The following is a 15593-nucleotide window of genomic DNA, read 5'->3' as shown; positions in this document are numbered from 1 at the left end:
CGTCAACCAAATAGCTAAGCCTCTGCCAACACCCTTCGCTACAATAAGGCATAACCTGTTGTAGAGATTTCATCGTGCCGTTACTGATCATCACCACAATCCTGTGGGCCTTCTCATTTAGTCTGATTGGCGAATACCTTGCCGGGCATGTCGACAGCTATTTTTCGGTGCTGATGCGCGTCGGGCTTGCGGCGCTAGTATTCCTGCCGTTCCTGCGTTTTAAAGGTTACAGCGCGAAAACGTTGCTGTTGTATATGCTGGTAGGCGCGCTGCAACTCGGTGTGATGTACCTGTTTAGCTTCCAGGCTTATCTCTACCTGACGGTTTCAGAATTCCTGTTGTTCACCGTGCTGACACCGTTGTATATCACGCTGATTTACGATTTGCTCAGCCGCAGGCCGCTGCGCTGGGGTTATGCACTCAGTGCAGGGCTGGCGGTGGTTGGCGCGGCGATTATTCGCTATGACAAAGTGAGCGATCACTTCTGGACTGGCCTGCTGTTAGTGCAGGCGGCCAACATCTGCTTTGCTATCGGCATGGTGGGCTACAAACGTTTGATGGAAACGCGTCCGATGCCGCAGCATTGCGCATTCTCATGGTTTTATCTTGGCGCATTCATTGTGGCGGTAAGCGCCTGGTTTGTGCTGGGGAATCCGCAAAAACTCCCGACTACCAACCTGCAATGGGGCATCCTGGTGTGGCTGGGTGTCGTGGCGTCAGGGCTGGGTTATTTCATGTGGAACTATGGTGCGACGCAGGTGGATGCAGGAACGCTCGGCATCATGAACAACGTGCATGTTCCGGCAGGGCTGCTGGTTAACCTCGCCATCTGGCAAGAACAGCCCCACTGGCCGAGTTTTATCATTGGTGGGACGGTGATAATGGCCTCGCTATGGGTGCATCGCCGTTGGGTCGCTCCGCGTTCTTCACAAACGGCAGATGCTCGCAAGCGTGTGAACGCGTCGAGCGAATAAACGCTTCTGTCACCGGTTGACGCTGCTCGCCATCGCGAACGGCGGCGTACAACCGGCTCCACAATCCTTCGCCCAGGGTTTTAGTTACCACCAGACCCTGGCGCTCCACATTCTCCACCACCCAATGCGGCAGCGCGGCAATGCCCATACGTGCCGACACCATCTGAATTAACAGCAACGTGTTATCCACACTTTTAAGCATAGGGCTCACGCCTGCGGGTTGCAGGAAATGTCGCCAGATATCCAATCGTTGGCGCTGCACCGGGTAAATTAACAATGTCTCGCTGCTCAAATCTTCCGGATCAATTCGTGTTTTGTTCGCTAACGGGTGATCCGTTGCCAGCACCAGGCGCACTTCATAATCAAACATGGGCGAATAGTGCAGACCGCTGCGCGGCAGAATGTCCGAGGTCAAAACGATATCCAGCTCGCTTTGCTGTAACGCGGGCTGCGGGTCGAACGTCACACCTGATTTGAAATCCAGATCCACCTGCGGCCAGGTTTTGTGGAAATTCTCTAATGCGGGTGTCAGCCACTGAATACAGCTATGGCATTCGATGGCGATACGCAACGTTGTCTGATGCGGTTCATTGCAGGCCTGAAGCGCACGGCTAATCTGCGGCAGCACTTGTTCTGCCAGTTGCAATAGCACTTCACCCTGAGGAGTAAAGCGCAGTGGCTGACTTTTACGGACAAACAAGCGGAACCCAAGTCGCTGCTCCAGATCGCTGAACTGATGAGAGAGCGCCGATTGGGTCTGATGCAACGCGGCAGCGGCAGCGGCTAAAGAGCCACAATTTCGTAACGCCTGGAGCGTCCGCAGGTGTTTGATCTCGATCATGAAAGTCCTTCACTTCGGCATGAGCAAATTGCGCTTGAGGAATATACAGTACCTTTGCAAGATGGCGGTGTAAACATCTGGACGTCCAAATCCAAAAAATTCACCATGAGGACATAAAAATGACAATCAAAAATCACACCCTCGGCTTCCCTCGTGTTGGCCTGCGTCGCGAACTGAAAAAGGCACAAGAAAGTTACTGGGCAGGTAACTCTACCCAGGAAGAATTACTGACAGTGGGCCGCGAACTGCGTGCTCGTCACTGGGATCAACAAAAACAGGCCGGCGTTGAATTACTGCCAGTGGGCGATTTCGCCTGGTACGATCACGTTCTGACCACCAGCTTGTTACTTGGCAATGTACCGGCTCGTCATCAGAACGCGGACGGCAGTGTAGATATCGACACATTATTCCGTCTGGGCCGTGGCCGCGCACCGACTGGCAAGCCTGCCGCCGCCGCAGAAATGACGAAATGGTTTAACACCAACTATCACTACATGGTGCCGGAATTTACTCTAGGCCAGCAGTTCAAACTGACCTGGACACAACTTCTGGATGAAGTGGACGAAGCGCTGGCACTGGGCCACAACGTGAAACCTGTGCTGCTTGGCCCAGTCACCTATCTGTGGCTGGGTAAAGTGAAGGGTGAGCAGTTCGACCGCCTGAGCTTGCTCAACGACATTCTGCCGGTTTACCAACAGGTTCTGGCAGAGCTGGCAAAACGCGGCATCGAATGGGTGCAAATCGATGAACCCGCTCTGGTGCTGGAATTGCCGCAGGCGTGGCTGGATGCGTTCAAGCCTGCTTATGACGCGCTGAATGGTAACGTTAAGCTGTTGCTGACCACCTATTTCGAAGGCGTCACGCCAAACCTGAACACCATCACCGCGCTGCCGGTCCAGGGTCTGCACGTTGATTTCGTACACGGTAAAGATGATATCAACGCGTTGCATCAACAGCTTCCGGCTGACTGGCTATTGTCTGCCGGTGTGATTAACGGACGTAACGTCTGGCGTGCCGATCTGACGGAAAAATATCAGCAATTGCAGGCCATCGTCGGCAAACGTGAGCTATGGGTGGCCTCCTCTTGCTCATTGCTGCACAGCCCAATCGATCTCAGCGTGGAAACGCGTCTGGATGCGGAAGTGAAAAGCTGGTTTGCCTTCGCCCTGCAAAAATGTGCTGAGCTTTCACTACTGACCGAAGCGCTAAACAGCGGTAACACCGAAAAGCTGGTGGAATGGAGCGCACCAATTCAGGCTCGCCGCCATTCAAGCCGTGTACACAATGCCGCAGTAGAACAGCGTCTGGCTACCATTACCGCGCAAGACAGCCAACGTCACAGCGACTATGCCGCTCGTGCCGTGGCGCAACGTCAGCGTTTTAACCTGCCAGCGTGGCCGACAACGACTATCGGTTCTTTCCCGCAAACCACCGAAATCCGCGGCTTGCGCCTAGACTTCAAAAAGGGAAATCTGGATGCCAACAACTATCGCACCGGTATCGCTGAACACATCAAACAAGCGGTAGCGGAACAAGAACGGCTGGGCCTGGATGTGCTGGTGCACGGTGAGGCCGAGCGTAACGACATGGTGGAATATTTTGGCGAACACCTCGACGGCTTCGTCTTCACCCAAAACGGCTGGGTACAGAGCTACGGCTCCCGCTGTGTAAAACCGCCGGTCGTGATTGGTGATATCAGCCGCCCGGAAGCCATCACCGTTGAATGGGCGAAGTACGCGCAATCCCTGACCGACAAACCAGTAAAAGGCATGTTGACTGGCCCGGTGACAATTCTGTGCTGGTCATTCCCACGCGAAGACGTCTCGCGCGAAACCATCGCGAAGCAAATTGCACTGGCGTTGCGCGACGAAGTGGCGGATCTTGAAGCTGCGGGCATTGGCATCATTCAGATTGACGAACCCGCGTTGCGTGAAGGTTTACCGCTGCGTCAGTCCGACTGGCAGGCGTATCTGGAATGGGGCGTGGAAGCTTTCCGCCTGAACGCCGCTGTGGTACGCGACGACACGCAGATCCACACCCACATGTGTTACTGCGAATTCAACGACATCATGGATTCCATTGCGGCGCTGGATGCGGACGTGATCACCATTGAAACCTCACGTTCCGATATGGACTTGTTGGAGTCGTTCAAAGAGTTCGAATACCCGAACGAAATTGGACCGGGCGTGTATGACATTCACTCGCCGAACGTGCCAAGCGTGGAATGGATTGAAGCGCTCCTGAAGAAAGCGGCTGAAAGTGTTCCGGCTGAGCGTTTGTGGGTTAACCCTGACTGCGGCCTGAAAACTCGCGGCTGGCCAGAAACGCGTCAGGCGCTGGCGAACATGGTGAAGGCGGCGCAGAACTTGCGTAGCGCTTAAGTTTTCTTTTGCCCTCGAAAGGGGGCTATCTTCAGTGGTATCAGAGATGGAAAACCACACGCTTACCGGTTGGTAGCGTTATATCAATACTCAATTCACCCCCAAGAGCTGCGACGTAGCGTTTTAATGTGGATAAGCGCGGGTCGTTTTCAGGGTTTTCCATTTTAGCTATGGTAGGTTGGGATACCCCAACAGCCTGGGCGAGTTCAGTCTGTGACATCTTCAGTTCCTCTCGAAGCTGGCTAAGAGCAATTTCCTGACGTAAAACCTGAATCTTATCCGCAATTTCCTGCTGGCTTTCCGGGCTCTGTTTGGCGAGTAACTTTTTATAAGTAGACATATTATTTCTCCAGATGGGCCAAGTGCTTACAATATTCAGATTCCGCCAGCCGAATCATGTCGCGATAAAATTGTTTCTCGTTAAGCCCTGTTTTATCACCGGCGCATAAGACAATGGCTCGGCGGACAGGATCAAAGGCGAAAAATGCTCTTACTGGAACCCCCGCATGCTGGATGCGAAGTTCTTTCATATTAGGGAATGCGGAACCATTGAGTGTATCCACATAGGGACGGCCAAGTTGTGGCCCCATTTCTTCCAGAATACCCATTACCGCCAGTACATCTTCTCTTAGCGCATTGGCTTGCGCTAAAAACCAGCGATCAAAAACATCCGTAGTAATGACTTCCCACATATCCATGTACTGTAGCTTCCTGTTTATAAATTATAGCCTTTAAGCAATAACTTCAAGTAAAGGTTGGGCGTTGGAAGAAAGGTGTAGTTCGTGATGAAACGGCCATATCTCCGACGAGCGAAGGCCGCTTTGTTGCTTAGTGAACGCTTGCTGTACCTTCACCAGCCCGGCAAGCAGGCGGCCACACAGCGCCATACATTCGCTGTGATTATTAATTTCAATTAATTCATCAACGTAGTGCTGGAAAATATCCTGCGTAGTACCTTGCTGGGGCGCTTCTAAGCTTCCACAATCTCTGCTTTGGTACTGGGTAAGTCAACAGTAAAACTAAGGGATTTGTGGCTGAAATGGAATGCTTCGAGGCGGGTCACGTTGGGAATGAAAACCGACTGAAAACTGCAAAAATATCACCCATCACCCATCACCCATCACCCATCACCCATCACCCATCACCCATCACCCATCACCCAACTACACACTCACCCCTGCTCTCAATAAATAATCCATACACCAGCGGCAAATTTTTTGATGCTGGGTGCTGACAAGAGTAAAAAAAGCAGGCTCAGGAATGTGATGCAGTACACTTATTAATATCAAGGATAAAGCCCTGGGTTGAACCAGGGCGGCATGTATTACTTCTTCGTGCCATATCGTTCAAACCACTTCAGCATGCGCTGCCAGCCATCTTTTGCTGAATCGGCATGGTAGCTCGGGCGATAATCTGCGTTAAACGCGTGGCCCGCTTCCGGGTAGACGATGATTTCTGCGTTGGCATTCGCAGCGCGCAGAGCATGGCGCATGGTTTCTACACTTTCCTGCGAAATCCCGGTGTCTAGCCCGCCGTAAAGTCCAAGCACTGGCGCGTTCAGATTAATGGCGATATCGACTGGATGATGTTGTGAATTAAGGGATTTCTCGCCCAACAGTTTTCCATACCAGGCAACGGCTGCTTTCAACTGTGGATTATGTGCGGCGTATAACCAGGTCATTCGTCCACCCCAACAAAAACCGGTAATCATCAGGCGATGAGCATCGCCGCCGTTTCTAGCCGCCCAGTTGGCGACGTGATCGAGATCAGCCAGCACCTGTGCATCGGGAACCTTAGAGACCAGTCCACTTAAAAGCGTCTGAATATCTGCAAAATCATTTGGGTCACCCTGGCGGAAATAGAGTTCTGGCGCGATGGCCAGGTATCCTTCCAGTGCTAATCTGCGGCAAATATCGCGAATATGCTCATGCACGCCGAAAATTTCCTGCACTACAATCACGATGGGCAAAGAACCTTCCGCACCTTTTGGCCTGGCGTGATATGCGGGCATATTCTCGCCCTGCGTAGGAATGGAAGTTTCCCCCGCTAAAATTGCGTCGTCTGGTGTATGTAACACGGTTGAAGCCAGAGGGGAGGCCGCAGGAGCAAAATTTCCGCCCGGTAATTTAGCTGTGGGTTGTTCTTCTTTCATTGGCATTCTCCTTATCAAATTAGCGCAGTGCGATAACTATAGCTTTTCTCCGTGAGACTTCGAGTTGGCGGGTTAATGAACATTCGCGCCTTAACGTGTGATTACGATCACTATCTCAATTGAAAATAATGTAATTTGTTTCATTCAAAGTGAAATCGGTCACGTAATTCTTTGCAGAGGTTCGGTACAGTACCTCCTTAGATAGATAAGCCAACCTATTCAACGCAGGAGTCTGTTATGTCCAAGTCTGATGTTTTTCACCTCGGCCTCACTAAAAATGATCTGCAAGGGGCAACGCTTGCCATCGTCCCGGGCGATCCAGAGCGCGTGGAAAAAATCGCAGTACTGATGGACAAGCCGGTAAAATTGGCTGCCCACCGTGAATTTACTACCTGGCGTGCTGAACTAGATGGCAAGCCAGTCATTGTCTGCTCGACCGGCATCGGCGGCCCGTCGACTTCTATCGCTGTAGAAGAACTGGCGCAACTGGGCATTCGTACTTTCCTGCGTATCGGGACGACTGGCGCAATCCAGCCGCATATTAATGTTGGTGACGTTCTGGTGACCACTGCGTCTGTGCGTCTTGACGGTGCCAGCCTGCACTTCGCACCGCTGGAATTCCCAGCCGTTGCTGATTTTGCCTGTACTACTGCACTGGTTGAAGCGGCGAAATCTATCGGTGCGACCACGCACATTGGTGTGACGGCTTCTTCTGATACCTTCTATCCAGGCCAGGAACGTTACGACACCTTCTCAGGTCGCGTAGTGAGCCGCTATAAAGGTTCCATGGAAGAGTGGCAGCAGATGGGCGTGATGAACTACGAGATGGAATCCGCGACTCTTCTGACCATGTGCGCAAGCCAGGGCCTGCGTGCCGGTATGGTGGCTGGCGTGATTGTGAACCGTACTCAGCAAGAAATCCCGAATGCTGAAACCATGAAAAAAACAGAAAGCCACGCGGTGCAAATCGTGGTGGAAGCGGCTCGTCGCTTAATCTAGTCCCAATAAGCCGGTGCAAGCCGGCTTAATTTTTACGCTTTGCGTAACGCCTCGCAGGAAATCCCTTTTCATCTGGACATTTATACAGCAGAATTTTATTTTGCTGAGGTTTGGCATGGCTTGTGGGAGTGACTGTGGATATTTCAATTTTATTCGGTATCGGTATTGCGCTGGTTGGTGTTCTGACTGGATGGTTGCTGGCAAGTTTGCGGGCGGCTACGCGGCAATCCGCACTGTATGAAGAACAACGAGAAATCTACGGCGAACTGACTGCCGCCCGCCAGGAGTTGCAGCAAAACCAGCACTGGAAAGAGGAATGCGAGCAACTCAACCGAGAACTGCGTACTCAGCTTGAGATCAATAGTGCGCAGGAAGCGGATATCCGCGAACTTTCCACTCTTTTAGAACAAACCCGCCTTAATGCCGACGACAAGCATCGCCAGATGCTTAACAGCGAGCAACGCCTGAGCGAACAATTTGAAAACCTCGCCAACCGTATTTTTGAGCAAAGTGGCCGCAAAGTTGAAGAACAAAACCGGCAAAGTTTAAATGGCTTACTCTCACCATTGCGCGAACAACTGGATGGTTTCCGTCGTCAGGTGCAAGAGAGTTTTGGTCAGGAAGCCCGCGAGCGCCACACGCTTACTCATGAAATCCGTAGCCTTCAACAGCTGAATGCCCAAATGGCGCAAGAGGCACTGAATCTCACCAAAGCCCTGAAAGGGGATAACAAAACTCAGGGTACCTGGGGTGAGGTTGTGCTGACTCGTGTGCTGGAGGCATCAGGTTTGCGAGAGGGTTATGAATACGAAACTCAGGTCAATATTCAGCTCGAAAATAACAGCCGGATGCAGCCCGATGTCATTGTGCGTTTGCCGCAAGGCAAAGATGTCGTCATCGATGCCAAGATGACGCTGGTGGCGTATGAGCGTTATTACAACGGTGAAGATGAGCTAACCCGCGAAAGCGCGCTCAATGAGCACATTGCCAGCATTCGTAACCATATCCGCATGCTTGGCCGCAAAGACTACCAGCAATTGCCGGGGCTGCGTTCTCTGGATTATGTGTTGATGTTTATCCCCGTCGAGCCCGCGTTTTTACTGGCGATTGACCGCCAGCCTGAACTCATCAGCGAAGCACTCAAAAATAACATCATGCTGGTGAGCCCTACGACCTTGCTGGTAGCGCTACGAACCGTTGCCAATTTGTGGCGTTATGAGCATCAAAGCCGAAATGCGCAACAAATTGCCGAACGCGCCAGCCGACTGTATGACAAAATGCGTCTCTTCGTTGACGACATGTCGGCAATTGGCCAAAGCCTGGATAAAGCCCAGGATAACTATCGGCAGGCGATGAAAAAACTCGCATCGGGCCGTGGGAATATCCTCATTCAAGCTGAGGCATTTCGTTGTTTGGGTGTTGAAGTTAAACGCGAGATTAATCCGGATTTAGTCGAGCAGGCCAGACTGGAAGACGAAGAGAACGATAGAGAAAACAGCGCTGACAATGGTTTAGAAAGCCGACGTATCGTTGGTGAACGTTAAGCGCTGGTTTAGTCCCTGCGGCTTGAAGCATAGGGCTTTGAGCCTCATTCTGTTACACTCCACAAACATTTTTTGGACAAGCAGGCATCGAGATGGTTGAAGAATCCCAGGAAACAACACACTTTGGCTTCCGCACTGTAGCGAAGGAACAGAAGGCCGATATGGTAGCCCATGTGTTCCATTCTGTGGCCGCAAAATACGACGTGATGAATGACCTGATGTCGTTCGGCATCCATCGTATCTGGAAGCGATTTACCATTGATTGCAGTGGTGTTCGCCGTGGTCAGCGTGTACTGGATTTAGCGGGAGGCACCGGTGATTTGACCGCTAAGTTCTCCCGTCTGGTCGGCGAAACAGGCGAAGTGGTTCTGGCGGATATCAACGATTCAATGCTGAAAATGGGGCGTGAAAAACTGCGCAACATCGGTATTGTTGGCAACGTGAGTTATGTTCAGGCTAACGCCGAAGCTCTGCCTTTCCCTGACAACTTCTTTGATTGCATTACCATCTCTTTCGGCTTGCGCAATGTGACCGACAAAGAAAAAGCGCTGCGTTCCATGTACCGAGTTTTAAAACCGGGCGGTCGCCTGCTGGTTCTGGAATTCTCTAAACCGATTATCGAACCTCTTAGCAAAGCCTACGATGCGTACTCATTCCATATTCTGCCGCGTATAGGTGAAATCGTTGCACAAGATGCGGAAAGCTACCGTTATCTGGCTGAATCTATTCGTATGCACCCTGATCAAGAAACGTTGAAAGCGATGATGGAAGATGCCGGTTTTGAAAATACCACCTACTTCAATCTGACGGCTGGCGTTGTTGCGCTGCACCGTGGTTATAAATTCTGATTGGGAACTCGTGATGCCATTTACACCGCTAATGACTGCCGGAATAGAAAATCTGCTCAATACATTTCTCTGGCAAGACCGAGGCTTGAAGGCGGCACGGCAGCGCTTAGTGGGTAAGGTGTTACGTGTTGAACTCAAAGAGATCTCATCACCTATCGTTTTGGTGTTTAGCGAACAACAAATCGATGTATTAGGCCAGTGGGAAGGTGAAGCTGATTGTCGGGTGTTGACTGGGTTTAGCACACTGCCGAAATTGCGTGACCGGCAACAGCTTACGGCACTTATTCGCAGCGGTGAATTAGAAGTTCAGGGGGATATTCAGGTCGTCCAGAATTGGGTTGCCCTGATGGATCTTGCTGAGTTCGATCCCGCTGAATTGTTAGCGCCTTATATCGGTGATATTGCTGCTGAAGGTATCAGCAAGGTTATTAGTGGCGGCAGTAAGTTATTGAAAAAAGGATTTTCCCGTAACCAGCAATACCTGTCAGAAGCTATTACTGAAGAGTGGAAGATGGCACCAGGCTCGTTGGAAGTCGCATGGTTTGCTGAGGAAACGGCAGCTGTCGACCGTAAGGTCGATGCACTTATTGCGCGACTGGACAAACTGGAGAAAAAATGACGCCTGGAGAGATTCGCCGCCTCTATTTTATTATCCGCACTTTTCTTAGCTACGGTTTGGATGAACTGATCCCTCGGATCCGTATTACGCTGCCGTTACGCATCTGGCGACGCATGCTGTTCTGGATGCCAAATCGTCACAAAGAGAAACCTCTTGGTGAGCGGCTGCGCCTTGCACTGCAAGAACTGGGTCCGGTATGGATCAAGTTTGGGCAGATGCTCTCGACTCGTCGTGATCTGTTCCCCCCACAAATTGCGGACCAGCTTGCGATGTTGCAAGACCGCGTTGCGCCATTTGATGGCGCTTTAGCTAAAAAGCAAATTGAACAATCGATGGGTGGGATCCCTATCGAAACCTGGTTTGATGATTTCGAAATACAACCGCTTGCATCGGCCTCAATTGCCCAGGTTCATACCGCACGCCTGAAAGAAAATGGGCGCGATGTTGTTATCAAAGTCATTCGCCCGGATATCCTGCCGATTATCAAAGCGGATATGAAACTCATCTACCGTCTTGCTCGATGGGTGCCACGATTGATGCCAGATGGCCGCCGTTTACGCCCGCTGGAAGTGGTGCGCGAATATGAAAAGACCTTGATTGACGAGCTTAATCTTCTGCGTGAAGCCGCCAACGCTATCCAGTTGCGCCGCAACTTTGAAGACAGCCCGATGCTCTACGTGCCGGAAGTATTCTCTGACTACTGCAGCGAGAACATGATGGTCATGGAGCGGATCTACGGTATTCCTGTTTCTGATATTGCGATGCTCAAGGAGCAAGGCACCAACATGAAACTGTTGGCAGAACGCGGCGTGCAGGTCTTCTTCACACAGGTGTTTCGAGACAGCTTTTTCCATGCCGATATGCATCCGGGGAATATCTTTGTCAGCTATGAACACCCTGAAGATCCAAAATATATCGGTATCGACTGCGGCATTGTTGGTTCGCTCAATAAAGAAGATAAGCGTTACCTGGCAGAAAACTTTATCGCCTTCTTTAATCGAGACTATCGCAAGGTCGCTGAATTGCATGTCGATTCAGGCTGGGTGCCACCAGATACCAACGTAGAAGAGTTTGAGTTCGCCATTCGTACCGTTTGCGAACCCATCTTTGAGAAACCACTGGCAGAAATTTCCTTCGGCCATGTGCTGCTCAATCTGTTTAACACGGCACGCCGTTTTAATATGGAAGTGCAGCCGCAGTTGGTTTTACTGCAAAAAACGCTACTTTATGTTGAAGGCCTCGGAAGACAGCTTTACCCACAACTAGATTTGTGGAAAACAGCCAAACCTTTCCTGGAAAGTTGGATCAAAGATCAGGTTGGTATTCCTGCGCTTATTCGCTCTTTTAAAGAAAAAGCACCGTTCTGGATAGAAAAAATGCCAGAACTACCAGAACTGATGTACGACAGTTTGCGCCAGGGTAAACAATTACAGCAGAGTGTTGATAAAATAACGCGTGATTTGCAACGCAATCAGGTGCGTCAGGCCCAATCCCGCTATCTGTTTGGCATTGGTGCCACGCTGCTGTTAAGCGGCACGTTATTATTGATTAGCAAACCAGAATGGCAATACCTGCCTGCAGGGCTTATGGCTGCTGGCATTGTTGCCTGGCTGATTGGTTGGCGGCGCTCATCCTGAGCTGTTTTTAATCGTTTTTAACAGACAACGTGCGGTACAATAAAGACCGTTATCTATTCATCACTGTGATTTGAGGCAACATTATGGGTGGTATCAGTATTTGGCAATTGTTGATCATTGCCGTCATCGTGGTTCTGCTTTTCGGTACTAAGAAGCTGGGTTCTATCGGTTCTGATTTGGGCGCATCCATCAAAGGCTTTAAAAAAGCCATGAGCGATGATGAAGATAAAGACAAAGAGAAAGATAAATCCATTCAGGATGCCGATTTCACAGCGAAAACGCTTGCAGATAAGCAACCAGGCGATGTGAAGAAAGACGAAGCTAAGAGCAACGATAAAGAGCAGGTGTAAACCGTGTTCGATATTGGTTTCAGTGAGCTGCTGCTGGTTTTTGTCATTGGTCTGATCGTTCTCGGGCCACAGCGTTTGCCTGTGGCTGTTAAAACGGTTGTCGGCTGGGTGCGCGCTTTGCGCTCTCTGGCGGCAACGGTGCAAAACGAACTGGTTCAGGAGTTGAAAATCCAGGAGCTGCAAGACAGCCTGAAGAAGGTTGAAAAAGCGAGCATGGACAATCTCACTCCAGAACTAAAAGCATCAATGGATGAACTGCGTCAGGCGGCTGAGTCGATGAAGCGCTCGTATACGCATGAACCTGAAAAGGGGAGTGACGAGGCCCATACCATCCATAATCCACTGGTGAAAGACGCTCAGGATAGCCATGAAGGCGTGACTCCTGCAACGGCTGCACATCAGGCCAGCGCGCCTGAAGAAGCACCTGTCGTTGAAACTGAAACAGCTCCTGCCTCAGCGGCAGCAGAAGTTTCTGAAGAGTTGACTCAGCCTCAGATTAAACCCATCGCAGAGCCCGCGAAAACACCCGTTTCCTCACAACCTTCGAGTGATAAACAGTAACCATGGCCGTTGAAGATACCCAACCGCTTATCAGCCATCTGATAGAGCTGCGCAAGCGACTGTTAAATAGCATTATCGCTGTGCTGGTGATTTTCCTGGCACTGGTTTACTTTGCCAATGACATCTATCAGATTGTCTCATCTCCGCTGATTAAGCAGATGCCCGTTGGGTCAACGATGATTGCCACTGACGTGGCTTCACCGTTTTTCACCCCAATTAAGCTGACTATTTATGTTTCGGTGTTTTTGTCCGCACCGGTCATTCTTTATCAAATTTGGGCGTTTATCGCGCCTGCTTTGTATAAACACGAGCGTAAGCTGGTCACGCCGTTACTGATCTCCAGTTCGTTATTGTTCTATCTCGGCATTGCATTTGCTTACTTTGTCGTTTTCCCACTGGCCTTTGGTTTTCTGACAAAAACCGCACCGATGGGTGTGGTGGTGTCCACCGATATCGCCAAGTACCTCGATTTTGTTATGGCATTATTCATGGCATTTGGGGTGGCGTTTGAAGTGCCCGTGGCGATTATTCTGCTTTGCTGGATGGGCGTAACAACGCCAGACGCGTTAAAAAAGAAGCGGCCTTACATATTTGTGGGTGCCTTTATTGTCGGCATGCTGCTCACCCCGCCGGATGTCTTCTCTCAAACGCTACTGGCAATACCCATGTACTGTCTGTTTGAAATCGGTGTGTTCTTCTCCCGCTACTATGTCGGCAAAGGTCGCAGAGACATGGAAGACGTCGAAGATGACGTTGAAGAAGACAGGAACTCTAAGTAAGAGTCATAAAATCAGGCCGCCCTTTAGGGCGGTCGTCGTTTGGAAGACGCTATGTTTGATATCGGTGTAAATCTTACCAGCTCCCAGTTTGCTAAAGACCATGCTGATGTTGTTACGCGTGCACAGCTTGCGGGAGTGAGCGGCATGTTGCTTACCGGAACCAATATTCACGAAAGTCAGCAGGCACTGTTACTGGCGCAACAGTACCAGGGCTGCTGGTCGACTGCGGGTGTTCATCCGCATGATGCCAGTCATTGGCAAGACGAAACCGCAGACGCTATTCGCGAACTTGCCGGTGCATCGGAAGTGGTGGCTATCGGTGAGTGTGGCCTGGATTTCAACCGTAATTTCTCAACACCTGCTGAGCAAGAACGCGCTTTTACCGCACAACTGGCCCTTGCAGCTGACCTGATGATGCCAGTATTTTTGCACTGCCGCGAAGCGCACGAGCGCTTTATCGCTTTGCTCGACCCGTGGCTTGATAAGTTACCGGGTGTGGTTTTGCACTGCTTTACCGGAACAGAAAATGAAGTTCGTGAATGCCTTGCCAGAGGAATTTTTATCGGTGTCACTGGCTGGGTATGCGACGAGCGCCGCGGCCTTGAATTACGTGAATTGTTACCTGTGATTCCAGCGCATCAGCTGTTGTTGGAAACTGATGCCCCCTACTTGTTACCGCGGGATCTAAAACCAAAACCTGCTTCCCGACGGAACGAACCCTGTTACTTGCCTCATATCCTGGAAAAGGTAGCTGGATGGCGTGGAGAAGATCCCGCCTGGCTTGCGCAAGTAACAGATGACAATGCCCGCCGTCTTTTCCGGCTGGCTTAAATCAGGAGAAAATCAATGAGCTATGCATTTCCCGGTACGTTTCCTGGCCGCCGTATGCGCCGCGTCCGTCGCCACGATTTCAGCCGTCGTCTTGTGGCGGAGAATCAATTAACGGTTAACGACCTTATCTATCCTGTGTTCGTGATGGAAGGCCAGAACCGCCAGGAAGAAGTCCCGTCGATGCCCGGTGTTTACCGCATGACTATCGATCTGCTGCTCAAAGAAGCGGAAACTGTCGGCAAACTTGGTGTGCCGGTATTGTCACTGTTCCCGGTTATTGAAAGTGCTGGAAAGTCGCTGCACGCGGAAGAAGCTTATAACCCGAATGGCCTGGTTCAGCGTGCGGTACGTGCGTTGAAAGATGCAGTGCCAGAGTTGGGTTTGTTGACTGACGTAGCACTCGACCCGTATACCACTCATGGGCAGGATGGCGTGATTGATGCAGACGGTTACGTTATCAACGACATTACACGTGAGATTCTGGTGCGCCAGGCGCTTTCCCATGCGGAAGCCGGTGCTGAAATCATAGCGCCTAGCGATATGATGGATGGTCGTATCGGTGCGATTCGTGACCAGCTCGAACTAGATGGTTTTGTTAACACCCAAATCATGTCTTACGCAGCTAAATACGCGTCTTGCTATTACGGTCCTTTCCGCGATGCGATTGGCTCATCGGGCAATCTGAAAGGGGGTAATAAGAAGACCTATCAGATGGACCCCGCTAATGGCGACGAAGCTCTGCAGGAAGTTGCGCAGGATCTGCAAGAAGGCGCGGATATGGTGATGGTGAAACCGGGTATGCCATATCTGGATGTAGTTCGTCGTGTAAAAGATACCTTCGGCGTGCCGACCTTTGCCTACCAGGTTTCTGGCGAGTATGCGATGCACATGGCGGCAATTCAGAACGGTTGGTTGGCAGAAAAACCGGCCATCATGGAGTCATTGCTGTGCTTTAAACGTGCCGGAGCGGATGGCGTGTTAACGTACTTCTCGAAGCGTGTCGCACAATGGTTGCATGACGAGCAAATGCAGCGCTAGGTTTTCCTTCCAGGGCGGAGACTTATCCGCCCTGATTAG

At 50.9% G+C, this 15593-nt stretch carries 16 protein-coding genes; 12 read left to right on the top strand and 4 right to left on the bottom strand.

Annotated elements, in window-relative coordinates; translation table 11 throughout:
• The first annotated feature begins 74 nt into the window (after positions 1-74).
• The gene (locus tag OH773_RS20580; RefSeq protein WP_270141482.1) at positions 75-974 is read left to right on the top strand and encodes a carboxylate/amino acid/amine transporter; all 900 of its coding nucleotides are present in this window, start codon (positions 75-77) and stop codon (positions 972-974) included.
• Here the strand turns inward: OH773_RS20580 and metR are convergent.
• The gene (metR, locus tag OH773_RS20575) at positions 862-1815 is read right to left on the bottom strand and encodes an HTH-type transcriptional regulator MetR (RefSeq protein WP_270141479.1); all 954 of its coding nucleotides are present in this window, start codon (positions 1813-1815) and stop codon (positions 862-864) included. The two genes, OH773_RS20580 and metR, sit on opposite strands and share 113 nt — an antisense overlap.
• Positions 1816-1934: 119 nt before the next feature.
• On the opposite strand from metR, the gene metE reads away from it, so the two are divergent.
• On the top strand, positions 1935-4196 hold the full coding sequence (gene metE / locus OH773_RS20570) for a 5-methyltetrahydropteroyltriglutamate--homocysteine S-methyltransferase (RefSeq protein WP_270141477.1): 2262 nt from the start codon (positions 1935-1937) through the stop codon (positions 4194-4196).
• 40 nt (positions 4197-4236) lie between these two features.
• Here the strand turns inward: metE and OH773_RS20565 are convergent, their stop codons facing one another.
• The 3 genes from OH773_RS20565 to OH773_RS20555 form a co-directional block, all read right to left on the bottom strand.
• A complete protein-coding gene (locus OH773_RS20565; protein ID WP_270141475.1) occupies positions 4237-4536 on the bottom strand; it encodes a helix-turn-helix domain-containing protein in 300 nt (99 codons plus the stop codon).
• 1 nt (position 4537) lies between these two features.
• A complete protein-coding gene (locus tag OH773_RS20560) occupies positions 4538-4888 on the bottom strand; it encodes a type II toxin-antitoxin system RelE/ParE family toxin (protein WP_270145988.1) in 351 nt (116 codons plus the stop codon).
• Between the two features lie 632 nt (positions 4889-5520).
• Positions 5521-6348, bottom strand: a complete 828-nt coding sequence (locus OH773_RS20555) for a dienelactone hydrolase family protein (protein ID WP_270141473.1) — start codon at positions 6346-6348, stop codon at positions 5521-5523.
• A 237-nt stretch (positions 6349-6585) separates the two neighbouring features.
• On the opposite strand from OH773_RS20555, the gene udp reads away from it, so the two are divergent.
• From udp to hemB, 10 genes are all read left to right on the top strand, one after another.
• Positions 6586-7347 carry a uridine phosphorylase gene (gene udp / locus OH773_RS20550; protein WP_183273130.1) on the top strand — a complete coding sequence of 254 codons (762 nt, stop codon included), beginning with the start codon at positions 6586-6588 and terminating at the stop codon, positions 7345-7347.
• A gap of 134 nt (positions 7348-7481) precedes the next feature.
• Positions 7482-8891, top strand: a complete 1410-nt coding sequence (rmuC, locus tag OH773_RS20545; protein WP_270141471.1) for a DNA recombination protein RmuC — start codon at positions 7482-7484, stop codon at positions 8889-8891.
• 92 nt (positions 8892-8983) lie between these two features.
• A complete protein-coding gene (ubiE, locus tag OH773_RS20540; protein ID WP_183273132.1) occupies positions 8984-9739 on the top strand; it encodes a bifunctional demethylmenaquinone methyltransferase/2-methoxy-6-polyprenyl-1,4-benzoquinol methylase UbiE in 756 nt (251 codons plus the stop codon).
• 13 nt (positions 9740-9752) lie between these two features.
• The gene (ubiJ, locus tag OH773_RS20535; protein WP_270141468.1) at positions 9753-10358 is read left to right on the top strand and encodes a ubiquinone biosynthesis protein UbiJ; all 606 of its coding nucleotides are present in this window, start codon (positions 9753-9755) and stop codon (positions 10356-10358) included.
• Positions 10355-11995 carry a ubiquinone biosynthesis regulatory protein kinase UbiB gene (gene ubiB / locus OH773_RS20530; RefSeq protein ID WP_270141466.1) on the top strand — a complete coding sequence of 547 codons (1641 nt, stop codon included), beginning with the start codon at positions 10355-10357 and terminating at the stop codon, positions 11993-11995. Before ubiJ ends, ubiB begins: the two co-directional genes overlap by 4 nt.
• An 83-nt stretch (positions 11996-12078) precedes the next feature.
• The gene (tatA, locus tag OH773_RS20525) at positions 12079-12345 is read left to right on the top strand and encodes a Sec-independent protein translocase subunit TatA (protein WP_270141464.1); all 267 of its coding nucleotides are present in this window, start codon (positions 12079-12081) and stop codon (positions 12343-12345) included.
• Between the two features lie 3 nt (positions 12346-12348).
• The gene (gene tatB / locus OH773_RS20520) at positions 12349-12906 is read left to right on the top strand and encodes a Sec-independent protein translocase protein TatB (protein WP_183273136.1); all 558 of its coding nucleotides are present in this window, start codon (positions 12349-12351) and stop codon (positions 12904-12906) included.
• A 2-nt stretch (positions 12907-12908) separates the two neighbouring features.
• A complete protein-coding gene (gene tatC / locus OH773_RS20515; RefSeq protein WP_270141461.1) occupies positions 12909-13685 on the top strand; it encodes a Sec-independent protein translocase subunit TatC in 777 nt (258 codons plus the stop codon).
• 51 nt (positions 13686-13736) lie between these two features.
• The gene (gene tatD / locus OH773_RS20510; RefSeq protein ID WP_270141459.1) at positions 13737-14516 is read left to right on the top strand and encodes a 3'-5' ssDNA/RNA exonuclease TatD; all 780 of its coding nucleotides are present in this window, start codon (positions 13737-13739) and stop codon (positions 14514-14516) included.
• Positions 14517-14531: 15 nt separating this feature from the next.
• Entirely contained in the window at positions 14532-15554 is a 1023-nt protein-coding gene (gene hemB, locus OH773_RS20505) for a porphobilinogen synthase (protein ID WP_270141457.1), read from the top strand.
• Positions 15555-15593: the final 39 nt, after the last annotated feature.

It is taken from the genome of Buttiauxella sp. WJP83 (assembly GCF_027594725.1).
In the GTDB taxonomy this organism is placed as follows: Bacteria; Pseudomonadota; Gammaproteobacteria; order Enterobacterales; family Enterobacteriaceae; genus Buttiauxella; species Buttiauxella selenatireducens.
This window is presented reverse-complemented; position numbering and strand designations above follow the sequence as displayed.